This window comes from Methylocystis sp. Sn-Cys (genome assembly GCF_016745395.1).
Lineage (GTDB): Bacteria > Pseudomonadota > Alphaproteobacteria > Rhizobiales > Beijerinckiaceae > Methylocystis > Methylocystis iwaonis.
Window position 1 is genome coordinate 159,175 of sequence record NZ_JAERVJ010000003.1, and the last position, 22,842, is coordinate 182,016.

Genomic DNA, 22,842 nt, shown 5'->3' on the forward strand with positions numbered 1-22,842 from the left:
GGAGCCTCGTGTCGGGTCGATGTCGAAATTACTTGGAAAATGCTGTCTGGCCGCCCTTGTTTCCGTGTCGGCTGCAAAAGCGGAAAGTCTCGCCGATCCCAAGCCGGTCTCCGGATGGATCGTCACCGTGAGCGCCCATGGCGGTTTCTCGCAGACCTGGGAGGGGTCGAAAAATCTGTCGCCTTTCCTTCTGCCGGGCTTGTCCATGCGGCGGCCTGGCGCGTCGGTCGGCTTCAGCGCGCCGGACGAAGCGCCCGGCTTTGCGCTCTATGACAACGGCTTTTTGAAAGCGGGCGTTTCCGGCCGGTTGCGCGGCCCGCGCCAACAATCGTCATGGGGAGAGCTCCATGGCGTCCATGACATCGATTGGACGGTCGAAGCGGGCGGATTTGCCGAATTCTGGACGTTCCAGAAGCTGCGCGCGCGGGCCGAGCTACGCCATGGCTTCCTCGGCCATCACGGCATGATCGCCGAGATTTATCTCGACTGGGTGGAAAAGCACGGCGCCTGGACCTTTTCCATCGGCCCGCGCCTGACGATCGGCGATCAGGCTTACATGAACAAGCTTTTCGGCGTCACCTGGAAGGACGCGCTGGGCAATGGCTCCGTTCCACCCTATGTCGCGGCCTGGGGCGTGAAATCCTTCGGCGCCATGGCCGCCGTGAAATACGACTGGTCGCAGGATTGGTCGACGACCGCCTTCCTTCGCTACAACCGCCTCGTCGGCAGCGCGGCGGCCAGCCCATTGGTCACCAATCTCGGCTCGGCTAATCAATGGATGCTCGGCCTGAGCGTTTCCTACAGCTTCTACGTCGATATGTTTTGAGGCGCGCCTGCGTCGACATCCATAGCCTTTGTTAAGCACTCGCCGCCAAGACTGGCCGGGCGCGCGATGGTCGCGCGGCCATGATTCGACGGGCACTGATGAGCGACGCAGCGAGGCGATTATTGGCGGACCCGGCTTTTGCGAGCGCTTCCCGCGCCGGCAAAGACGCGCGCGCCGCCAAAAATCCGCGGCTCGATATGATGCTCGTCTCCGGCGGCGACGAGCGGATTTGGCTCGATCCCGTCACGCGCCGCAACCGCTACGGCGTTCCCGCGGCGCCCGCGCCGGACGAGCTTTGGTTTTCTTCCTCGACGACGAGCGCCGTCAGCCCGCGTGGCTACGACGCCGCCGGCGGCGCCCTCGACGCCCTGTCGCGACCGGGCGCCGATCTTGCGGGCTGGTTCGACGAGATTCGCGCGCGGATCGTTGCGCTCTTCGGCGCGCCGGGCGTCGAGGTCGTTCTCACCGCCTCGGGCACGGAGGCGGGGCTCGCCGCGCTCGCAGTAGCCAAGGCGCTGCTGCGCCGCCCGATCGCGACGATTGTCGTCGCGCCGGAAGAAACCGGCAGCGGCGTGCCTTTGGCGGCCACGGGCGCGCATTTTGCCGGGACGGCGGCTTTCGAGCCGAATGTCGAAAAAGGGGCCCCGCTCGCCGGCTGGGAAAATGACGATGTGGTCATGCGCCGCGTCGCGATCCGCGACCCCTCGGGCTATCCGCGCGCGGCGGCGGAAGTCGACCGCGCCGCCGGTCTCGCCGTCGCCGAAGCCCTGCGCATGGGCCGCGCCACGCTGTTGCATCTGCTCGATTCCTCGAAGACCGGCCGGGCCGGGCCGCGCCGCGCCGCCGCGCGCGAAATTCTTGCGAGCGCCAGAGGCCGGGCGCTCGTTCTCGTCGACGCCAGCCAGCTTCGTTGCTCTTTCGACGACATCAAGGCCGATCTCGCGGCCGGCTTTCTGGTGATGATCACGGGATCGAAATTCGCCGGCGGGCCGCCGTTCTGCGGCGCTTTGCTCATTCCTGCCGACAAGGCCGAAACGCTGCGCGACATGGCCTTGCCGCCGGGATTCGCCGCCTATGCCGCGCAATCCGACTGGCCGCAATCCTTCGGCCGCGCCTTCGAGGCGGAGAATTTCGCGCCCGCCAATCTCGGACTGGGGCTGCGCTGGACCGCCGCGCTGGCGGAAATCGAGACTTACGCAAAAATAGAGGCGGGCCTGCGCGACGAGATCAAGATGCGTTTTGTGGAGGCCGCCCGTCGCGGCGTCGCCAGCAACGCCGAGCTGGACTTCCTCGACGCCGAGAACTGGCGTCTTGGCGGCAAGCCCGCGACGCTCTTTCCGATCCTCGCCAATCAGGGCGATCCGGCCCAGACGCGCCTGATCTACGAGTCGCTGCGCGCGACGCGCGGCGCGCTCGTCGGCGACGACTATCCGCGCGCCTGCCATGTCGGTCAGCCCGTGCTGATCGGCGGCCGGGCGGCCTTGCGCCTGTGTCTCGGCATGCCGCAGGTGAACGCCGTCGCCGAGCGCGTGGGGCAGGGCCTCGACATCGACGCCGCTTTCCTGCCGCTGCGCCGCGACATGGAATTCTTGTTCCGCAAATGGGGCGCGCTGGCCAGGCATATCGGCGCGACTGGCGGCCCGACGCTCGCGGCGTCCAACTGATCGAACCGCGCCATGCGGCCCGGGTCGCATGAAACGCAGGACTGGCTGGGGCTATTCTCGTTTCTGTCTCGCGAACCGGCGCGAACCCAGCGACCCGTCGCGTTGTCTTTATCCGGGCTCTCTTCTATTCTTACGCCCACGGCCCCCGCAGCGGGGCCGTTTGCGCGCCGCAAAACCAAAAAATAACAGCCGCATTCGGGGAAACCGCCCTTGCAGAACGCCAAAGCCTCGCTCGCCGACAGCGCCCGATTCATCAAGCAATGGATCGAAAATCCGCGGCTCATCGGCGCCGTCCAGCCCTCGGGGCCCGCGCTCGCCAAAACCATGGCGAGCTTTGTCGATCTTTCCCGCGAAGGTCCGATCGTGGAGCTTGGACCGGGCACCGGGCCCGTCACCAAGGCGCTGCTCGCGCGCGGCATTCCCGCCGAGCGGCTGGTGCTGGTCGAATATGAGGGGCGCTTCTGCCACATGCTCGCCGAGCGCTATCCCGGCGTGAAGATCGTGCAGGGCGACGCCTATGGGCTGAAGAAGACGCTCGCGGACAAGATCGACGGGCAGGTGGCGACGGTGGTCTCCAGCCTTCCGCTTCTCGTGCGCCCGGAACGTGATCGCGTCGAGCTGCTGCATCAGGCCTTCGAGCTGATGGGCGAGGACGGTCTGTTCATCCAGTTCACCTATGGCCTGACCGTCTCGCCCATGCCGATCCATGCCCATGGGCTCAAAGGCTCCTATGTCGGGAAGGGCTCGGCGCCCGTTCTGTTGAACATCCCCCCGGCCCGCGTCTGGCGCTATCGCAAGGCCGGCCATGGCAGCGCAGTCGGGTGAGGGGTCCTTTTCCTCCGCTTCATCCCGAGGAGGCCTCGAAGAGGCCGTCTCGAAGGACGAAGCGGAGGAAAAGCACGTCGCGATCGGACTTCTCCGTCTTTCGAGACGCCGCCTTCGGCAGCTCCTCAGGATGAGGACGTCCTTTAACTCACGTTGGAGAGGCCGAGTGCCGAAGGAAGCCGCCAGAGACCGCCTCATCGTCGCCCTCGACTTCGAAACCGTCGCGGACGCCCGCGCGCTGGTCGCGACGCTGGGCGAGACCGTCTCTTTCTACAAGATCGGCATGGAGCTCGCCTATGGCGGCGGGCTGGCGCTGGCGCAGGAGCTCAAGGACGCCGGCAAGCGCGTCTTCATCGACCTCAAGCTCCACGACATCAGCGCCACCGTCGAGCGCGCCACGCGGCAGATCGCGCGCATGGGCGTGGATTTCCTCACCATCCACGCCTATCCGCAGACCATGGCGGCGGCGCGCGCCGGGGCGGGCGAGCTGAAGCTCCTCGCCGTGACGGCGCTGACCTCTTATGACGACGCCGATCTGAAAGAGGCGGGCTACGCCTATGGCGTCGCCGACCTCGTCGCGCGTCGCGCCGGGCAGGCCAAGGCGGCGGGGATCGACGGCCTCATCCTCTCGCCCCTGGAGCTTGCGACGATACGGCCGCTGGTCGGACCGGATATGCTGCTCGTCACCCCCGGCGTGCGTCCTGCGGGGGCCGAGGTCGGCGATCAAAAGCGTATTACCACCCCTGCCCAGGCGATCGCCGCGAGCGCCAATCATCTCGTCGTCGGCCGGCCGATCATCCGCGCAGCCGACCCGCGCGCGGCGGCGCAGGCCATCGTGGCGGAGATCGAGGGCGCCTAAATCGGCGCCATTCCCGACGCTCGCGCAGTTTGGACACACAGGAAACCACCGCCGTCATTGCGAGGAGGCAGAGCCGACGAAGCAATCCAGGGGCCGCATCGCTGCCCTGGATTGCTTCGCTTCGCTCGCAATGACGGGCTCTGAGTAAAAACCAGCGCTTTTGTGGCTCTGGATTCCCGATCGCTTGCTTCGCAAGCGTCGGGAATGACAACGAGCCGTCTCTCAGGCGAAAAACGCCCAGAGGGCGAGGGCGACCGTCTGATTCACGGCCGCCGCCAAAGCCAGGAATTTCCCGAGCGTCGCCCGTCGCAGCTTCTGCACCTCGGCGGGCGAGGCCGACCGCGCGGCCATGCGGGCGAGCAGCAGGCGGTCTTCCACGAAATCAGCCGCGCTGAAGGCGACGGGCGCCACACAAAGAACCCAACGGCCGCCGTCGACGCATTGCAGCGATCCGGCGGCCGCGAGCGATCCCGCCGCCAGCGCCGCGCCGAGACAGGCGAGCAGCGCCAAATCATAAGGCGCAAGGACGCTTCTATATCCGTCGACGGAGGCGGAGCCGCTGGTCACCCAGCCGATGAATTCCTCGTCGCGATAAAAAACAGAGGTCTCCCAGCGCCGCGCCAGGACCGTCTCGCCGTGTTTTTGCGCCTCGCGATTCGCCGCCCAATGCGCGGCGCCGGCGGCAAGAAGAAAGAAGGCAGCAAGATAAAACAAGACGGCCTCTCCTCTGGCGCTGGCGCGCCAAATTCAGCCAGCCCTCTATTTTTAGTTTTGCGTCGCGCGAAAACAAATTCAACTGTCGGAGAAAAGCTTGCCTTATCGGACGAATGACGACCTGCCCGAAAATCTCCAGCGGCTTCTGCCGCTGCACGCGCAGGATATTTTCCGCGAGGCCTTCAACCACGCTTTCGCCGATCATGAAGGCGATCCCCGCCAGGAGGAGGCGGCGCATCGGATCGCCTGGGCGGCGGTGAAGCGCAGCTATGTGAAGACGGAGGAAGGCTGGCGGCGGCGGGAGGATTGAACACAGGCATCTTTCGTCATTAGCCGCTGAATACCTCCCCTTTACGGGGAGGTCGGCGGCCAAAGGCCGCCGGGTGGGGTCCAAGCCGCATCGACTCCGTTTGGCCTGACCCCACCCGACCCCGCTTTCGCGGGGCCACCCTCCCCGTAAAGGGGAGGGATTGGTTCGCTTCCAGCCTTCGCCGGATTGCACGGGAGGATTGAAGCGCCGCTCTGGCCAGCCGGCGCCCGCGATGGTAGAAACCGCCGCGCCATGGTTTTGACCCTCCTCGCTCTCGCCGCGCTCGCCGCCTGGCTCTATCTCCTGATTTTCAATTCGGGTTTCTGGCGGCTCACCGAGCACGACCGAAGATTCGCGCCCGCAGGCGCGGTCGTTCCGCAGGGCGCCCATGTCGTCGCCATCGTCCCGGCGCGCGACGAGGCGGAGGTGATCGCGACCAGCGTCGCCTCTCTGCTGCAACAGGAATTTCCCGGCCGTTTCGAGGTCGTTCTCGTCGACGACGACAGCACGGACGGCACGGCCGACGTCGCCCGGGCCAAAGCCGCCGAGTTTGGCGCCGCCGAGCGCCTCACCGTGCTGCAGTCCGGCGGCCCCTCGGACGGGTGGACCGGCAAGATCGCCGCCATGCACCGGGGCGTCACTTATGTGCGCGGCCTCGAAAAGCAGCCGGACTTCGTGCTCTTCTGCGACGCCGACATCGCCTTCGCGCCGCCGGTTCTCTCCCGCCTCGTCGCCGGCGCCACGGCGCGCGGGACGGTGCTGTCCTCGCTGATGGTGAAGCTGCGCTGCGAGAGCGCGGCGGAGAAATGGTTCGTCCCGGCCTTCGTCTTCTTTTTCCAGATGCTCTACCCCTTCCGCGCCGTGAACGACCCCAAGAGCAAGGTCGCGGGCGCGGCGGGCGGGGTGATGCTGGTGCGGCCCGAGGCTTTGGCCGAGGCTGGCGGCCTGCCGGCGATACGCGAGGCGCTGATCGACGATTGCGCGCTCGGCGCGCTGATGAAGCGCCAGGGGCCGATCTGGCTCGGCCTCACCGACGATGTCCACAGCCTGCGCCCCTATCCGCGTCTTGCGGACATCGAAAAAATGGTGACGCGCTCGGCCTACGCCCAGCTCGATTATTCGCCCGTGAAGCTCGCCGGCGCGTTGCTCGGCATGATCGTCGTCTATCTTGCGCCGCCGCTCTTCGCCATCTTCGGGGCGCCGCCGGCCCGGGAGATCGGGCTCGTCGCCTGGATGATCATGGCGCAGGCCTATATGCCGAGCTTGCGCTTCTACGGCCTGTCGCGCGCGAGGGCCTTCGCTTTGCCGTTAATCGCGGCGTGTTATACGTGGTTTACCGCCGTTTCGGCCTGGCGGCACATGCGCGGCCGTGGCGGCGAGTGGAAAGGTCGTTTCCAGGCGCCCGCCTGAGCGAGAGGCATTATGATCGAGATTGCCGATACAAGCTCCGGCAAGACGCATCGCGACGAGAATTTTCCCGTCGCCTCGGCGCTCATCGCGCCGCGCCATCGCGCGCCGATTCTGGCCTTCTATGATTTCGTGCGGGCGGCGGACGACATCTCCGACCATGCCGAGCTGACGCCCGAACAGAAGCTCGACCTGCTCGACCGGCTCGACGCCGCCCTCATCGGCAGCGGCCCGGACGAGCCCGTCGCCGCGCGGCTGCGTGAGCAATGCCGCGAGCGCCGCCTAGATCCGCAGCACGCCCGCGATCTCATTGTCGCCTTCAAGCGCGACGTCACTTATCTGCGCTATCGCGATTGGGACGATCTCATCTACTACTGCCGCTACTCGGCGATGCCGGTCGGCCGCTTCGTCTGCGACGTGCATGGCGAAGACCCGGCGCGCGTCTGGGCCGCCAATGACGCGCTTTGCGCCGCCTTGCAGGTGATCAACCATTTGCAGGATTGCGCGAAGGACTATCGCAATTTGAACCGCGTCTACATCACCGCCGAGGCGCTCGCCGCCCATGGCGGGGCGGTCGAGATGCTGAACGAGGCGCGCGCGCCCGCGCCGCTTCTGGCCGCTATCCGCGACCTCAACGAGAAAACCGCCGCGCTGCTCGACGAGTCGCGCATTTTCGCCGATCTGATCGACGACACGCGGCTGGCGATGGAAGTCGGCGCGATTCAAACGCTCGCCGAGCGGCTCGTCTTGCGGTTGCGGATCGCCGATCCGCTGTGCGAGAAGGTGCATGAAGGCAAGCTCGGCTTTGCGCTCGCGGGCGCGATGGGCGCAGCCGGCGCCTTGATCCGGCGCATCTCCCGCCCGCGCCGCAAAACGGCGGATGTTCCCCAATGACCATCGAAAGCTTCAACGACATCGCGCCTTTGAACACGCAGCCCATCGCGGTCAAAAGCTCCTTTTATCTCGCCATGCGCATTCTGGAGCCGGCGCGGCGCGACGCCATGTTCGCCATCTACGCCTTCTGCCGCGCCGTGGATGACATCGCCGACGACGAAGGCGATCGCGAGGCGCGCCGGGAGGCGCTCGATCACTGGCGCTACGATCTCGACGAGCTCTACGCCGGCCGCATCCGCCCGCGCAGCGCCTTCCTCGCCGACCCCGTCCGCCGCTACCGGCTCGATCGCGCCGATTTCGAGGCGATCATCGACGGCATGGCGATGGATGTCGAAGAAGACATTTGCGCGCCCGATTGGGAAACGCTCGAGCTTTATTGCGACCGCGTCGCGAGCGCCGTGGGGCGTCTGTCGGTGCGCGCTTTCGGCCTTGTCGAAGAAGACGAAGCCCAATTGCCCACCGGCCCCAAGCTCCTCGCCTATCATCTCGGCCGCGCCCTGCAGCTCACCAATATCCTGCGCGACCTCGACGAAGACGCCGCTCGCGGACGACTCTATCTGCCGCGCGAGGCGTTGGACGACGCCGGCGTCACGACGCAGGCGCCGCACGCCGCTCTTGCGAGCCCGGCGCTCGATCAGGTCTGCGCGCCCGTGATGCAGCGCGCGCGCGAACATTTCGAGCAGGCGGACCTGGTGATGGCGGGCCTGCCGAAGGCGGCGGTGAAGGCGCCTTATTTGATGGCCGCCGGCTACCGCTCCATCCTCGACGGCCTCACCACGCGCGGCTTCGCGCCGCCGCGCGCGCCCGTTCGGGTTTCCAAGCTGAAGCTCGTCGGCGCTCTGGTCCGGCACGCCTTCCTGTGAGCGGCGCGGTTCACATCATCGGCGCGGGGCTCGCCGGCCTCTCCTGCGCCGTGCGCCTCGCCGACGACGGCAAGAGCGTCAGGCTGTATGAAGCCGCGCGCATGGCGGGCGGGCGCTGCCGCTCCTATGTCGACGCGACGCTCGGCCTGACGATCGACAACGGCAACCATCTGCTGCTCTCGGGCAATACCGCCGCGCGCGATTATGGCGCGCGCATCGGCGCGAGCGACGCGCTCGTGGGCCCTGAACAGTGCCAATTCGACTTCATGGATTTTGAGACGGGCCGGCGCTGGAAGCTGCGCCCCAATGACTCGAAGCTCCCCTGGTGGGTGTTCTTCGCCGACCGCCGCGTGCCGGGCACGGGACCGCTGGATTATCTCGACGCCGGCAAGCTGCTCTTCGCCAAAGAGGGCGCGACCATCGGCGCGACCATGCGTTGCGAGGGCCTGCTTTGGGAGAAGCTTTGGCGTCCGGTGATGCTCTCGGCGCTCAATATCGAGCCCAGCGAAGCCGCCGCCACGCTCGCCGGCGCCGTGCTGCGCGAGACGCTTGCGGCTGGCGGCGCGGCCTGCCGGCCGCTCGTCGCCAAGGGCGGGCTCGGCCACGCCTTCATCGAGCCGGCGCTGCGCAAGCTGCAGTCGCAGGGCGTTGAGCCGCGCTTTGGCGCCCGGCTGCGCGAGATCGTTTTCGACGGCGCCCGCGCCCGCGCGCTGCGCTTTGCGGATGAGGAGATTGCGCTCGGCGATGCGGATCGCGTTGTGCTGGCGGTTCCGGCCTGGATTGCTGAGGAGCTGATCCCCGGGCTCGTCACGCCGGACGATCACCGCGCGATTCTCAACGTGCATTTCAAGATCGCGCCGCCGCCTGGCCAGCCCTTGCTGCTCGGCATGGTGGGCTCGCTCTCCGAATGGCTCTTCGCCTTCGAGGACCGGCTCTCGGTCACGATCAGCGGCGCCGACCGGCTGATGGACGCGCCGCGCGAGGCTTTGGCCGAGAAGATCTGGGCCGAGGTCGCGACCGCGTCCAGCCTGCCGGGGGAGCTGCCGCCCTGGCAGATCGTGAAGGAAAAGCGCGCGACCTTCGCCGCAACGCCCGCGCAGGAGGCGCGCCGTCCGGGAACGGCGACGCAATGGCGTAATCTGTTCCTCGCGGGCGATTGGACCGCGACGGGGCTGCCGGCGACGATCGAGGGCACGATAAGGTCGGGGTATAAGGCTGCGGCGCTCGCTGGGGCGTGAGCGTATCCCTCCCCTTTACGGGGAGGGTGGCCCCGCCATAGGGCGTCTTTTAAGACGCCCGTCTTAAAAGACGGGCTATGGCGGGGTCGGGTGGGGTAAAGCCCCACCACTGCTGTTGCGGCGCGAACCCCACCCGGCGGCCTTCGGCCGCCGACCTCCCCGTAAAGGGGAGGTATTGGGGCTAACGACGCCAGATCGCCATTCACCCAGTCTTGGGGCCTTTCGCGCCGTCCTTGCTTTGCGCGCCCAAATCACTACCTTGTCGATAACCATCGACCCCCGAAAACACGAAAACGAGCGCGTATGACCTTCATCGAGTCCCATCTCGCCCCCGCCGGCCGCAAGAGCGGTCAGATCAAGCTGCATGGGCCGGAAGATTTCGAGGGCATGCGCAAGGCCGGCCGGCTGACCGCCGAGGGGCTCGATATGCTCGTTCCTTACGTGAAGCCGGGCGTAACTACCCAATATCTCGACGACCTCGTCTTCGATTTCGCCGTCGCCAACGGCGCCTATCCGGCGCCGCTCGACTATCGCGGTTATCGCAAGTCGATCTGCACGTCGATCAACCATGTCGTCTGCCACGGCGTGCCGGACAACAAGCCGCTGCGCGAGGGCGACATCGTCAATATCGATCTGACCTTCATCGTCGATGGCTGGCACGGCGACGCCAGCCGCATGTTCGCCGTGGGGGAAATCCCCCGCAAGGCGCAGCGGCTGATCGACGTCACCTATGAGTCGCTCCTGCGCGGCATCGCGGTGGTGAAGCCCGGCGCCACGACCGGCGACATCGGCGCCGCCATCCAGAAATACGCCGAAAGCGAGCGCTGCTCCGTCGTGCGCGACTTCTGCGGCCATGGGCTCGGCCGCGTCTTCCACGACGAGCCCAATATTCTACATTACGGCGAGCCGGGGCAGGGGGTTGAGCTGCGTCCGGGCATGTTCTTCACTATCGAGCCGATGATCAATCTCGGCCGCCCGCAGGTGAAAATTCTTTCAGACGGCTGGACGGCGGTGACGCGCGACCGCTCGCTCTCGGCGCAATTTGAACATTCGATTGGCGTCACCGAAACGGGAGCGGAAATTTTCACGCTCTCCCCCAAAGGTCTCGACAATCCCTCGGCCGCGCCTCGCGCGGCCTCATGAAGCAGCCGAAGGGCAAGGCGGCAAAGAACGCGACGGCAGGCCTGGAGGAGGCGCAAGCCCCCCATTTCCACGGCCATCGCCAACGCTTGCGAGATCGCTTCATGGAGGGCGGCGACGCCGCCCTCGCCGATTATGAGCTGATGGAGCTTCTGCTCTTTCGCGCCATCCCGCGACGCGACGTGAAGCCGCTCGCCAAGGCGCTCATCGAGCGCTTCGGCTCCTTTGCGGAGGCAGTCGCGGCGCGGCCCGAACGTCTGCGCGAGATCGACGGCCTCTCCGAGGGCGCGATCGCCGAATTGAAGATCACCGAGGCCGCGGCGCGGCGCCTCGCACGGGGCGCGCTGGAAAAGCGCACGGTGCTCTCCTCCTTCTCTGCCGTGACGGATTATTGCCGCACCGCCATGGCCTATGCCGAGCGCGAGGAATTTCGCATCCTCTTCCTCGACAAGCGCAACGCGCTCATCGCCGATGAAGTGCAGGGCGTCGGCACGGTGGACCACACGCCCGTCTATCCGCGCGAAGTGGTGCGCCGCGCGCTGGAGCTTGGCGCAAGCGCTCTGATCCTCGCGCACAACCACCCCTCCGGTGATCCTACGCCCTCGACGGCGGATATTCGCATGACCAAGGACATTGTGGTCATCGCACAGCCGTTCGGCATCGCCGTGCATGATCATTTGATCGTTGGACGCAATGGGCAGACCAGCTTCAGGGGGCTGAAGCTGATTTGACAATCCTCGCCATCTTGAAAAGTCCTGCCGTCATTGCGAGGAGCGTAGCGACGAAGCAATCCAGAGCCGTAATGACGCCCTGGATTGCTTCGCTTCGCTCGCAATGACGGAGTTCGACCGTTTGCCCGCCTTCGTCATCACCCCGCTCATCATCGCCACTGCGCTCTTCATGGAGCAACTCGACGGCACGGTGCTCGCCACTGCTCTGCCGGCGATGGCGGCGGATTTGCGCGAAGACCCGGTGGCGCTGAAACTCGCGCTCACCGCCTATCTCCTGTCGCTTGCGGTCTTCATCCCGCTCTCCGGCTGGGCGGCGGATAAATTCGGCGCGCGGCGCGTGTTTCGCGCGGCGATCGGCGTGTTCACGCTTGGCTCCATCCTCTGTGGCTTCTCTGATTCACTCGCGGCGATCGTCGCGTCGCGCGTGGTGCAGGGGTTGGGCGGCGCCATGATGGTGCCGGTGGGGCGGCTGGTTTTGCTGCGCACGGCGCCGCGTCAAGAGATCGTGCGCGCCATGGCCTATCTGACCATTCCGGCCCTTGTCGGCCCGCTGATCGGCCCGCCGCTCGGCGGCTTCCTCTCCACCTATTTTCACTGGCGCTATATCTTCTGGATCAATGTGCCGATCGGCCTCATCGGCGCCGCGCTGACGACGCGTTTCATTCCCGATCTCTACGAAGAGAATGTGCGGCCGCTCGACGTGACCGGCGCCGCGTTGTCGGGCGTGGGCCTCTCCTTCATCGTCTTCGGCTTCACGATTCTCGGCCGCGGCTTCGCGCCGCCTCTCGTGGTTGCGGCGATCGTCGCCGTCGGCGCCGCGGCGCTCTACGCCTATTTTATTCACGCGCAACGCGCGGAACATCCGATCATCGATCTTGCGCTGCTGCGCATCCCGACCTTTCGGGCGTCGATCTATGGTGGATTTTTGTTTCGCGTTGGGCTCGGCGCCGTTCCCTTTTTGTTGCCGCTGCTGCTGCAAGTTGGCTTCGAACTCAGCGCCTATGAATCGGGCCTGCTGACCTTCGTCGCCGCCGCCGGCGCCATGGTCATGAAGACGACGGCGCAACCGATCCTGAAGCGCTTCGGCTTCCGCCGCGTGCTGATCGTGAATGCGCTGATCTGCGCGGGCTTCCTCGCCGCCAACGGCTCTTTCACACAGGCGACGCCGCATTGGTTGATCATGGCCATGCTGCTTATCGGCGGCTTCTTCCGCTCGCTGGAATTCACAGCGCTGAACGCGATTTGCTACGCCGACATTCCGCAGGAATCGATGAGCAATGCGACAAGCTTTGCGGCGGTCGGGCAGCAATTGTCGCTCTCGACCGGCGTCGCCATCGGCGCGGCGGCGCTGGAGATGGCGCGGGCGCTGCACGGCGGCGGGACGTTGATGGCGCTGGATTTCCCGCCGGCGTTTTTTGTGGTGGCGTCGATCTCGGCGGTGTCGATCGTGAATTTTGTGCGCCTTGCGCCGAATGCGGGCGACGAGCTGACGGGGCGGAAGGCTTTGCGCGCCTGAAGGCGCGCGGTCCAAAGCGGCGCGCTCAGTTTGTTGACAAACCTCCGAGGCGGCCTCGTCCTTCGAGACGCGAGCTTCGCTCGCTCCTCAGGATGAGGCCTAAGTGTTTGACCCAGATGCAGAAGCCCCTCATGCTGAGGAGCCTGCGCAGCAGGCGTCTCGAAGCACGAGGGGCGTCACCGCCACTTTGTCAGCAGTCTGCGCGCGCCTTCAGGCGCGCATATCTTCGGGCTCTGCGCGCTTGCCCCTGAACCCCGTGGCCAGCACGTAAAGCTCCGCTGAATCCGCCCGGCTCGCGGCGGGCTTCACATGGCGCACGGCGGCAAAATCGCGCTTCAGGCGCGTGAGCAATTGCCCCTCGGTGCCGCCCTGCAGCACCTTGGCGACAAAGAAACCGCCCGGCGCCAGCACGTCCATGGCGAAGTCAGCGGCGAGCTCGGCCAGCGCGACGATGCGAAGATGGTCGGTCTGCTTATGGCCTGTGGCGTTGGCGGCCATGTCGGACATCACGCCGTCGGCCTCGCCGCCGAGCATTTCCTTGATGAAATCCGGCGCGTCTTCGTCGTTGAAGTCCTTGACGGCGAATTGCACGCCGGGGATTGGCTCCATGTCGAGGAGATCGACGCCGACGACTTTGCCGCGGCCGTCCTTGGCCTTTACGCGGTCGGCGGCGATCTGCGACCAGCCGCCCGGCGCGGCGCCGAGATCGACGATGCGCGCGCCGGGCTTGAGGAGATGGTAGCGGTCGTCCATCTCGATGAGCTTATAGGCGGCGCGCGAGCGATAGCCTTCGCGCTTGGCGCGCGCGACATAGGGGTCGTTGAGCTGGCGCTCCAGCCAGAGGGTGGAGGAGAGCGAGCGCTTGCGCGCGGTCTTCACCCGCGTCTTCAGCGAGCGTCCGCCCTCGCGCCCCGATCCCTTGCCTTCGGCCATGTCCATTCGCTCCGCATGTCATTCCCGGCGCGCGACCGGGAACCAGAGGCCAGTAGCACAGTCTTGCGGGTTTTGCGCTGGAATCCAGATCAGACCTTCAGCCTGTGGGGAATATCGTCATTGCGAGCGAAGCGAAGCAATCCAGGGCCGCTATAGCTGCTCTGGATTGCTTCGTCGCTACGCTCCTCGCAATGACGGCGGGCCGGTCGCCCTCTGGCCTGTTACGCCAGCACTTTGTCGCGTGGCGCGAAGAGGCCGTCGGCGCCGGCTTCCATCTCGATTTGCCGGTCGTGGTAATCGAGCAGCGTCGAGCGGTGGCCGATCGAGACGATCGTCGTCTGCGGCAGGCGCTCGCGCAGCATGCGGTAGATCTCGCCCTCCAGCTTCTCGTCGAGCGCCGAGGTGGCCTCGTCGAGGAACAGCCAATCGGGCTTGGCGAGAAGGGCGCGGGCGATGGCGACGCGCTGCTGCTCGCCGCCGGAAAGGCGCTGGCCCCAATTATTGCTTTCGTCCAGCCGCTCGACGAAGGGCGCCAGCCGCGCGGCGCGGAGCGCCTCTTCGATGTCGGCGCGCGCATAATCCTCGATGTCCGCCGGATAGACGACCGCCTGGGCCAGCGTGCCCATCGGGATATAGGGGCGCTGCGGCGCGAGCATCACCCGCGCGCCCTGCGGCACGACGACCGAGCCCGCGGCATGCGGCCAGATGCCGGCGATGGCGCGGAACAGCGTCGATTTGCCCGAGCCTGACGGACCGGTGAGCAGCGCCGCCTGACGCGGCTCGAAGACGAGCGCGTCGATATGGACGATGCGGCGACCGTCCGGCAGCGACAAAGTGAGGTCGTCGAGCGCCAGCCGATCGGAGGGCGCGCGGGAAACGACATGGGCGCGGTTGGCCTCGGCGGAATCGATCGCGGCGTCGAAAGAGGCGAGACGATCCAGCACGGATTTGTACTGCGCGAGCGAGGTGTAATAAGTGATGAAGAAGGTCAGCGCGCCTTCCACCCGCCCGAAGGCGCTGGCCGTTTGCGTCATCACGCCGAGCTGGATCTTCCCCGCGAAATAGAAGGGCGCGGTGATCACATAGGGAATGATCGGCGAGAGCTGGCCATAGGAAGCGGTGAAGCTCACCAGTTGCTTGCGCTTGCGCACGATCCCCAGATAGTTGAACACGATTCCGCGGAAGCGCTGCACCAGCGAGCCCTGCTCGGCGTGCTCGCCCGAGAGAAGCGCGACTTGCTCGCTATATTCGCGCAGGCGCGCGAGCGAGAAGCGGAAGTCGGCCTCGCGCCGTTGCTGCTCGAAGAAGAGCCCCGTCAGCGACCGGCCGATGAGATGCGTCACCAACGTGCCCAGAGAGGCATAGGCGAGCGCAACCCAGAACAAGAAGCCGGGAATGTGAATATCCGTGCCGGGCAGCGGATAGGCGCCCGAAAGCCCCCATAGGACGAAGGCGAAGGAGACGAGCGAGCTCATCGTCGAGATGAGCAGGATCGAATAGGAATAGATGCCGTAGCCTTCCTCGCCGCCGTCGATGAAGCGATTCACGTCCTCGGCGATGCGCTGATCCGGGTTGTCGGCGTCGCCGCCCGCCAGCGCCATGCCGTAATGCGTATGCGAGCTGAGCCAGCGCTCGATGTAATGCTCGGTGAGCCAGCGGCGCCAGCGAATGACCAGCATGGACTTCAGCACATATTCGATCACGGCGATGGCGACGTAAAAGAATGCCCATGGCGTGAAGACGAAGAGAAGCTGGCGCCAGAACTCCGCCGAGTTCTTCTCCTGGATGGCGTTGAACCAGTCGCGGTTGAAGAAGGAGAGGCGCACGGAGATGCCGACCTGCCCCTGATTGATCAGCACGAGAACGACGATCATCGCCGTCGCGATCGCGGCCTCTCCGGCCGTAAAGCGCGGGAAGGGCCAGACGCGGGCTTCTCCGCGATCGGGCGCGTCGAAATAAAGATCCGCGATGCGCGTCATCTCCTGGACGACAGCGATGCGGGAGACGGCGTAGACGAGGATCGAGAATACCGCGACGGTGACCGCCATGCTCTCGGGCGGCGCGAAATCCGCGAGCGCCTGAGGCCACAGCTCCTCTGACTGGAGAAGCTTCGTGAGGCCGAAGACGATTGTTTCGGTCGAGAAGATCGCGGCGAAAATCTTCATGAAGGTCGACATCTCGGCCCCACGCCAAGTAGTGACGGCGCAGAGTCCGGCGGCGACGGCGAGGATGAAGAGATCGGCGTCCGCCCTATGCGCGCCGACCAGCGCGGCAAGAACGGCGAAGGCGGCGACGGCCGCGCTCAGTTTTCGCATCTTTGGCCCTTTGAAGGAATGGCGGCGTCAGCGCGCACAGGCGCGGACGCAATAACGCTCCCCTCACCTATGCACGGCCGGCGCGACTTCTCAATCTTCCTCTATGGGAATGATGGCGTCGCCGTTCACATGCGCGACAAGCACGGGAGACGCTTTGAAAGTGAGCACGCGGCGCGGCGTAATTGTGGCCTCGACGCCGGTTTTTGGATTACGGCCCACGCGCTCCCGCTTGGAGCGCACGTTGAAGGTGCCGAATGAACGCAGTTTGACCGGCTCGCCGCGCAGCAAAGCCTCGCCGATCTCCTCGAATGTGGCGTCGAGAATCTTGCGCGCTTCCGCACGGGAGAGTGTGGGGCAGCAGCTATAGACGGCCTCCCGCAAAGAGGCGCGCGTCAACGTGTTGCCTGGGTCGATTTTTCTTACCATGCGGGACGAACACGAAAGCGAGCGTCGGTCACATCATTTCGGATCGGCGTAGACACGCTATTCCTCTAATTTCAGGCCAACGCGACGAAACTGATTATTTTCGCAAGCAGAACAGCTTACGAGGCCATATAGTAATCAAAAATCAGAGGGATGCAAGGCCGTGGCGCCGCTTCGCCACATTTATGGGGCCACGGCGCCGCACAACCTCATCCGATTCGGCTAAACCGCCAGCTTCACCCTATGCTGCGCGACGGGAATCATCGCCCGGACCTTGCGGATGCGATCCACGTCGACGTGGGTGGAGACGAGGCCCGGACCGTCCGACGCCTTGGCCACGACATGGCCCCACGGGTCGGCGATCAGCGAATTGCCATAGGTGAAGCGCGTTTCATGGCCGGCCTTATGGGCGCCGGTCTGCCCCGGCGCGCAGAAATAGGTCTGCGTTTCGATGGCGCGGGCGCGGCAGAGCACTTCCCAATGGTCCTTGCCGGTGACGAGGGTGAACGCCGACGGCAGCGCGATGAGGTCGGCGCCCTTTTCGGCGAGCGCCTGGAACAGATAGGGGAAGCGCAGATCGTAGCAGATCGCGCAGCCGACCGTGACGCCTTCGCAGTCATAGGTCACGACCTCGTCGCCCGGCTTGAAGGCGGCGCTCTCGTGATATTTCGCGCCGTCCGGCGCGGTGATGTCGAACATATGGATTTTGCGGTAGCGCGCGACTTCCTTGCCGTCGCGGTCGAAGGCGACGCTGGTGTTGTGGAGCCGCTCTTCGCCCGCAATCCGCTCGAGGATCGAGCCGGCGTGGATGAAAACCTTATGCTCGCGCGCCAGAGCGCGGCACATCTCATAGGCGGGGCCGCCGGGCAACTCCTCGGCCGCGGCCATTTTCTCGACGCGCGAGCCGCCGATGAAGTCGAAAACCTCGGGCAGGCAAATCCAATCCGGCTTTTCCTGGGAGACGGCCCGCTCGATGAGGGCGCGGGCGGCGGCGAGATTGGCTGCCTTGTCGCCAATCGAATTCATCTGAACCAGTGTGACTTTCATTACCGCTCTGCTGTTTTCCTGAAGCCGCGCGGCGGCGCGTCTCTACCCGAATAAGACATTCTATACAGGCGCCGCGGGCGGCGTATAGGCTAAATCCTCGCGGTCAGGAGCCCACGCCCGCGCGTAAGGCCGTGAGGCAGAAATCGACCATTTCCGCGCTCGTTGGATGCGGGCGGTGTGCGAATTCGACCATCAGGTGGGGGTGGCAAAAACGCACGCAGGCGGTGCGAACGAGCTTGCTGGCGAGCTTGGCGTCGCCCTTGGCGAATTCGCCACTTTCCATGCCCGAGGCGATGATCCGCTCATAGATCGCGTCCAACCGGTCGATATGGTCGTCGATCAAGGGCCAATGTTCATTCAGCGCCGCCTCGACCATCTCGTGCAGCTTGCGATCGGCCAAATAGCGTTCGGCGTTCATGGCTTCGCTCGCCAGCACCAGCGTCCGCAGCCGCTCGGCGGCGGGGCCCGGCCCAGAGGCGAGGCGCTCGGCGGCCGCCTCCACTTCCCCCATCAACTGGCGGGCGACGGCCATATGGATCTCCGACTTGGAGCCGAAGAAGCGATAGACATTCGCCGGCGACATGCGCAGCTCGCGCGCAATATCGGCCACGGTCGTCTTCTGAAAGCCGATCTCGCGAAAGAGACGCTCGGCTGTCGCGACGATCCGCGCGCGCTGCTCGTTCTCGCGTGCGTTGGGGGCGTCTTCGACTGCGCTCATTCCGCCGCCTCGCCGATGAATCCGGCGGGGAGGGCCGCTTCATCCGGCGCCGCGAGCTTGGCGCCCTCGTCGAGATGCTTGCGGAACCAGATCGCATAGAGCGCCGGCAGGAACAGCACGGTGAGGAAGGTCGCGACGAACAGGCCGCCCATGATGGTCAGCGCCATCGGCCCCCAAAAGGCCGAATGCGACAGCGGGATCATGGCGAGAATCGCGGCAAGCGCGGTCAGCGCCACCGGACGCACGCGCCGCACCGTCGCGCCGATGATCGCCTCGCGATAATTGGCGCCGCTTTCGAGGTCCTGCCGCACCTGGTCGACGAGGATGATCGAATTGCGCATGTCCATCCCTGAAAGCGCGATAAGGCCGAGAAGCGCCACGAAGCCGAAGGGCGCATGCGCCAGATTCAACGCGAGCGAGGCGCCGATAAGGCCGAGCGGCGCGCTCATCATGACAAGCGCGACGCGCGTGAAGTCCTGGAGCTGGAACATCACGATGGTCAGCATGGCGAGGCCGACGATGGGGAAGACCGCGAAGATCGAGGTGTTGCCTTTGGCCGATTCCTCGATGGCTCCGCCCATCTCCATCCGATAGCCTTGCGGCAACTGATCGCGGATTTCGGCGAGCTTCGGCCAAAGGCGCGTCGAGACGTCGGGCGCCTGCACGCCGTCCTTGACGCCCGAGCGGACCGTTATGTTCATGTTGCGGTTGCGCCGCCAGAAAATCGGCTCCTCGTGCTCATAGACGATCTTGGCGACCTGCGAGACCGTCACCGGCTTGCCGTCGCGCGAATAGACGACCATGTCGCCGAGCCGCGCAAGGTCGCCGCGCTCGCCGGGCTCGGCGCGCGCCACGACGTCGATCTGGTCGATGCCGTCACGCAGCGTCGTGACGGTGACGCCCGAGATCACCATGCGCAGGCGATTGGAGACGTCCTGCGGCGTTACGCCGAGAAGGCGGGCGCGATCCTGATCGATGACGAGCCGCACGCTCGGCGTCTGCTCGTTCCACGAGAGATGCGGATCGTCGACGCCCTCGTCCGTCGCCATCACGTCGCGCACCTGATAGGCGATGGCGCGCACTTTTTCGGGATCGTCGCCGATGATGCGGAACTGCACGGGGAAGCCTGTCGGCGGGCCGTAGCTGAAGCGTTCGACGCGGGCGCGCGCTTGCGGCACGGCGCCATTGGCGATCGCCGCCTCGATCTTTTTCTTCAACCGTTCGCGCGCCGCAATGTCCTTCGCGACGATGACAATCTCGGAATAGGCTTCGTTCGGCAGTTGCGGATTGAGGCCGAGCCAGAAGCGCGGCGGTCCTTGGCCGATATAGCTCGTGTAGAAGGCCGCGTCGGGATCGTCCTTGATGAGCGCCTCGGCTTGCCGCGCCGCTTCCGAAGACGCGCTGATCGAGGAGCCCTCCGGCAGCCGCAGTTGGAAGAAGAGCTCCAGCCGCTCGGCATAGGGAAAGAACTGCTTCTGCACGACGATCATGCCGAGAATCGCCAGAGCGAAGACGCCCGCCGTCGAGGCGATCACGAGAAGCCGGTGGTCCACCGCCCAAGTGACGAGCGCCCGCAGACGTTTGTAGAACGGCGTGCGATAGATCTCGTCCGGATCATGCGCGGCATGCCCCTTGCCGAAATCGGGCAGGAGCTTCACGCCGAGAAAGGGCGTGAACATGACCGCGACGACCCAGGACGCGAGAAGGGCGATGAGCAGCACCCAGAACATGGAGCCCGTATATTCGCCGACCGCGGAATTGGCGAAGCCCACAGGCAGAAATCCCGCTGCGGTGATGAGCGTGCCGCTCAGCATGGGAAAGGCGGTCGACTCCCAGGCAAAGGTCGCGGCCTTGATGCGGCTGTAGCCTTGCTCCATTTTCACCATCATCATCTCGACCGCGATGATGGCGTCGTCGACGAGAAGGCCGAGCGCGATGATGAGCGCGCCGAGAGAGATGCGCTGAAGATCGACGCCGATCAGATTCATGAAGATGAACACGAAGGCGAGCACCAGCGGCACCGAGAGCGCGACAACGATGCCCGTGCGAAAGCCCAGCGAAACGAAGCTGACGCCAAGAACGATGACGAGCGCTTCGAGGAAGGATCGGGTGAATTCGCCAACCGCGTCCTCGACGACCTTCGGCTGATCCGCGATCTGGTCTATGTCGATCCCGATCGGCAGCTTCGCGCGAATCTCGTCGACGGCGGCCGTCACAGCCTTGCCGAATTTGAAGACATTCCCGCCCTTCGCCATGACGGCGCCGACGACGAGCGCCGGCTGGCCCTTGTAGCGCGCAAGAAATGACGGCGGGTCCTCGAAGCCCGCATAGACATTGGCGATGTCGCCCAGCCGGATCACTTTGCCATTCGCCGGAACGGGAATGGCGGCGATCGCGTCGGAGCCTTTCAACTCTTCCGTGACCTGGATGCGGACACGATTGGAGGAGGTCTCGAAGACGCCGGCGTCGTTCACGGCGTTCTGCTTAGCGAGCGAGTCGAAAATGGCCTGCGGCTCGACGCCGAGATTGGCGATTTTCGCTTCGTTGAACTCAACGAAAATGCGCCGTAGCTGCTCGCCATAGACATCGACCTTCACGACGTCCGGCGTCTCGATGAGCCGCTGGCGCAGCGCTTCGACGACCTTGTCCAGCATATTATAATCGGCGCCGTCGCCGGTGACGGCGTAGAGCACGGCGTCGACATCGCCATATTCGTCGTTGACCAGCGGCCCTTGCACCCCTGCCGGCAAATCGCCTTTGATGTCGTTGAGCTTCTTGCGGAGCTGATAGAAGAGCTGGGGAATCTCCTTCGGCGGCGTATTATCCTTGAAGGTCACCTGCATCGCCAGGAAGCCCGGCTTCGTGTAAGTGTCTATCTTCTCGAGATAGGGCAGCGTCTGAAGCTTCTTTTCGCATAGATCCGCAACCTGGTCGCGCATCTCGCTCGCCGTCGCTCCCGGCCACAGCGCAGTGACATTCGCCACCTTGATCGTGAAGGACGGATCCTCCGCGCGTCCGAGACGCAAATAGGAGTAGCCCCCTGCGACGGCGATCGCCAGCATCAGGAAGAGCATGAGGGCCGGCCGCGAGACCGCCCATTTCGACAGGTTGAAGCCCATGGCGCCGGTCTCCTAAAGCGACTGGCGCGTCATGACGCGCACTTTCCGGCCGGCTTCCAGCTTGTGGACGCCGAGCATGACGATCTGGTCTTTTTCGGAGATCTCCCCCGCGACCAACGCCGCATCCGAGGCGTAGCGGATGAGCTTGACCGGCGCGAGCTTCAGGCGGCCGTCGGCCTCGACCTTCCAAACCGAGGGGCCGTCGCCCTGATTATAGAGGGCCGAGAGCGGCACGCTCATAACGGTCTGGGAGCCAGGGGCCGCGATGGCGAGCGTCGCGCTCATGCCGAGCTGCACCGCCTGGTCGGGGTCGAGGATCGAATAGCGCGCGGCGAAAGTGCGCGTCGCGGCGTCAGCGGCGGGGCTCAGCTCGCGAAGCTTCGCCTGATAGGTCTTCCCCTTGTTGGACCATAGCGTCAGCGTCGCGGTCCCTTTGTCGGCCAGGGGGACGAAATCCTCCGGCAGCGCGACCGCCGCCTCGAGCTCTCCGGAATGAGCGAGCTTGATCGCCGTCTGCCCGGCAATCATGACCTGACCCGGCTCGACCAGTGTTTGAGTCACCACGCCGTCGCCGTCGGCGCGAAGGGTGGCGTATTCGAGCGAGTTGCGCGCCAGCTCCAGCGCGCGCTCGGCCCGTTGCTGGCGTCCGCGCGCCTCCTGCGCGGCGGCGCGAATGCGATCGAGCGCCGCGTCGGTCGTCCAGCCGTTCTTGCGCAAGGCAAGCGCGCGCTTCTCGTCGCCTTGCGCCTGCGCCAGGACCATTTTGGCGGCGGCAAATTCGGCTTCGGCCTGCTCCGCCTGGAGCTTGAGGTCGTTTTCGTCCAGCGCCGCCAGGGGGGCGCCGGCCTTCACCTTTTGGCCGGCCTGAACGAAACGCTTCACAACCTTGCCGGTGACGCGGAAACCGAGGTCCGATTCGACGCGCGGGCGGATGGTCGCGACAAAATCCCGCGGCTGCGACTGCGCCGCGAGCCGTGGCTGAGCGACAAGCACGGGCCGATCATTGGACGCGTCGCCCGCCTGGTCGTGACGCTCGCAGGCCGCGAGCCCGAGGGCGACGATAAGTCCAGCAACCGCCGAAGGAATTGATGAATGAAGCTTGGCCATTGTATGAAGGGAGCCTCCGCTCGCCTGGAGGAGTAACGTCTGATGAATTTCAATATTCATCACTCGTCACGCGCGGTCAAGCCCTGACGGGCGGCGAACGGTCAGAATCTTGCTAGCGCCCTGAGCGCCGGCTCCATGCCGCTTGTCGAGGAGGTTTCCTTCTTCTATATGCGGCCAACCCTTGCGGCAGGCT

At 65.4% G+C, this 22,842-nt stretch carries 20 protein-coding genes; 12 read left to right on the top strand and 8 right to left on the bottom strand.

From position 1 onward, the window contains the following. The first annotated feature begins 19 nt into the window (after window positions 1-19). The 4 genes from JJT62_RS07885 to pyrF all read left to right on the top strand — a co-directional run bounded on the left by JJT62_RS07885 (window position 20) and on the right by pyrF (window position 4,174). Window positions 20-826 carry a MipA/OmpV family protein gene (locus JJT62_RS07885; protein WP_202072169.1) on the top strand — a complete coding sequence of 269 codons (807 nt, stop codon included), beginning with the start codon at window positions 20-22 and terminating at the stop codon, window positions 824-826. A gap of 98 nt (window positions 827-924) precedes the next feature. After that, complete coding sequence (locus JJT62_RS07890; RefSeq protein ID WP_202072170.1) at window positions 925-2,490, top strand: hypothetical protein; 1,566 nt, start codon at window positions 925-927, stop codon at window positions 2,488-2,490. Between the two features lie 210 nt (window positions 2,491-2,700). After that, window positions 2,701-3,315, top strand: coding sequence for a class I SAM-dependent methyltransferase (locus JJT62_RS07895; protein ID WP_202072171.1), 615 nt, complete (start codon window positions 2,701-2,703; stop codon window positions 3,313-3,315). 166 nt (window positions 3,316-3,481) lie between these two features. Next, a complete protein-coding gene (pyrF, locus tag JJT62_RS07900; RefSeq protein ID WP_202072172.1) occupies window positions 3,482-4,174 on the top strand; it encodes an orotidine-5'-phosphate decarboxylase in 693 nt (230 codons plus the stop codon). 222 nt (window positions 4,175-4,396) lie between these two features. Here pyrF and JJT62_RS07905 read toward each other — a convergent pair whose 3' ends face one another. Further along, the gene (locus JJT62_RS07905) at window positions 4,397-4,888 is read right to left on the bottom strand and encodes a hypothetical protein (protein ID WP_202072173.1); all 492 of its coding nucleotides are present in this window, start codon (window positions 4,886-4,888) and stop codon (window positions 4,397-4,399) included. 97 nt (window positions 4,889-4,985) lie between these two features. Between JJT62_RS07905 and JJT62_RS07910 the strand changes: the two genes are divergently transcribed. The 8 genes from JJT62_RS07910 to JJT62_RS07945 all read left to right on the top strand — a co-directional run bounded on the left by JJT62_RS07910 (window position 4,986) and on the right by JJT62_RS07945 (window position 12,987). Further along, a complete protein-coding gene (locus JJT62_RS07910) occupies window positions 4,986-5,198 on the top strand; it encodes a ChaB family protein (protein ID WP_202072174.1) in 213 nt (70 codons plus the stop codon). Between the two features lie 252 nt (window positions 5,199-5,450). After that, window positions 5,451-6,608: a glycosyltransferase gene (locus tag JJT62_RS07915; RefSeq protein ID WP_202072175.1), complete on the top strand. Its 1,158-nt coding sequence runs from the start codon at window positions 5,451-5,453 to the stop codon at window positions 6,606-6,608. A 12-nt stretch (window positions 6,609-6,620) separates the two neighbouring features. Beyond that, the gene (gene hpnC / locus JJT62_RS07920) at window positions 6,621-7,499 is read left to right on the top strand and encodes a squalene synthase HpnC (RefSeq protein ID WP_202072176.1); all 879 of its coding nucleotides are present in this window, start codon (window positions 6,621-6,623) and stop codon (window positions 7,497-7,499) included. Continuing rightward, window positions 7,496-8,362: a presqualene diphosphate synthase HpnD gene (gene hpnD / locus JJT62_RS07925; RefSeq protein ID WP_202072177.1), complete on the top strand. Its 867-nt coding sequence runs from the start codon at window positions 7,496-7,498 to the stop codon at window positions 8,360-8,362. Before hpnC ends, hpnD begins: the two co-directional genes overlap by 4 nt. Beyond that, a complete protein-coding gene (gene hpnE / locus JJT62_RS07930; RefSeq protein ID WP_202072178.1) occupies window positions 8,359-9,600 on the top strand; it encodes a hydroxysqualene dehydroxylase HpnE in 1,242 nt (413 codons plus the stop codon). Before hpnD ends, hpnE begins: the two co-directional genes overlap by 4 nt. Window positions 9,601-9,903: 303 nt before the next feature. Continuing rightward, on the top strand, window positions 9,904-10,743 hold the full coding sequence (gene map / locus JJT62_RS07935; RefSeq protein ID WP_202072179.1) for a type I methionyl aminopeptidase: 840 nt from the start codon (window positions 9,904-9,906) through the stop codon (window positions 10,741-10,743). After that, a complete protein-coding gene (gene radC, locus JJT62_RS07940) occupies window positions 10,740-11,471 on the top strand; it encodes a DNA repair protein RadC (protein WP_202072180.1) in 732 nt (243 codons plus the stop codon). The genes map and radC overlap by 4 nt, the downstream gene beginning before the upstream one ends. Before the next feature lie 103 nt (window positions 11,472-11,574). Continuing rightward, window positions 11,575-12,987 carry a DHA2 family efflux MFS transporter permease subunit gene (locus JJT62_RS07945; protein ID WP_202072181.1) on the top strand — a complete coding sequence of 471 codons (1,413 nt, stop codon included), beginning with the start codon at window positions 11,575-11,577 and terminating at the stop codon, window positions 12,985-12,987. Between the two features lie 210 nt (window positions 12,988-13,197). Here JJT62_RS07945 and JJT62_RS07950 read toward each other — a convergent pair whose 3' ends face one another. The 7 genes from JJT62_RS07950 to JJT62_RS07980 all read right to left on the bottom strand — a co-directional run bounded on the left by JJT62_RS07950 (window position 13,198) and on the right by JJT62_RS07980 (window position 22,649). Continuing rightward, entirely contained in the window at window positions 13,198-13,920 is a 723-nt protein-coding gene (locus tag JJT62_RS07950) for an RlmE family RNA methyltransferase (protein WP_202072182.1), read from the bottom strand. 221 nt (window positions 13,921-14,141) lie between these two features. Next, a complete protein-coding gene (locus tag JJT62_RS07955) occupies window positions 14,142-16,235 on the bottom strand; it encodes an ABC transporter ATP-binding protein/permease (RefSeq protein WP_202072183.1) in 2,094 nt (697 codons plus the stop codon). A gap of 90 nt (window positions 16,236-16,325) precedes the next feature. Continuing rightward, a complete protein-coding gene (locus tag JJT62_RS07960) occupies window positions 16,326-16,661 on the bottom strand; it encodes an integration host factor subunit alpha (protein ID WP_202072184.1) in 336 nt (111 codons plus the stop codon). Window positions 16,662-16,880: 219 nt separating this feature from the next. Then, the gene (locus JJT62_RS07965) at window positions 16,881-17,705 is read right to left on the bottom strand and encodes a carbon-nitrogen hydrolase family protein (protein WP_202072185.1); all 825 of its coding nucleotides are present in this window, start codon (window positions 17,703-17,705) and stop codon (window positions 16,881-16,883) included. Between the two features lie 103 nt (window positions 17,706-17,808). Then, entirely contained in the window at window positions 17,809-18,423 is a 615-nt protein-coding gene (locus JJT62_RS07970; RefSeq protein WP_202072186.1) for a TetR/AcrR family transcriptional regulator, read from the bottom strand. Then, window positions 18,420-21,542: an efflux RND transporter permease subunit gene (locus JJT62_RS07975; protein WP_202072187.1), complete on the bottom strand. Its 3,123-nt coding sequence runs from the start codon at window positions 21,540-21,542 to the stop codon at window positions 18,420-18,422. The genes JJT62_RS07970 and JJT62_RS07975 overlap by 4 nt, the downstream gene beginning before the upstream one ends. A 12-nt stretch (window positions 21,543-21,554) precedes the next feature. Next, on the bottom strand, window positions 21,555-22,649 hold the full coding sequence (locus JJT62_RS07980; RefSeq protein WP_202072188.1) for an efflux RND transporter periplasmic adaptor subunit: 1,095 nt from the start codon (window positions 22,647-22,649) through the stop codon (window positions 21,555-21,557). Window positions 22,650-22,842: the final 193 nt, after the last annotated feature.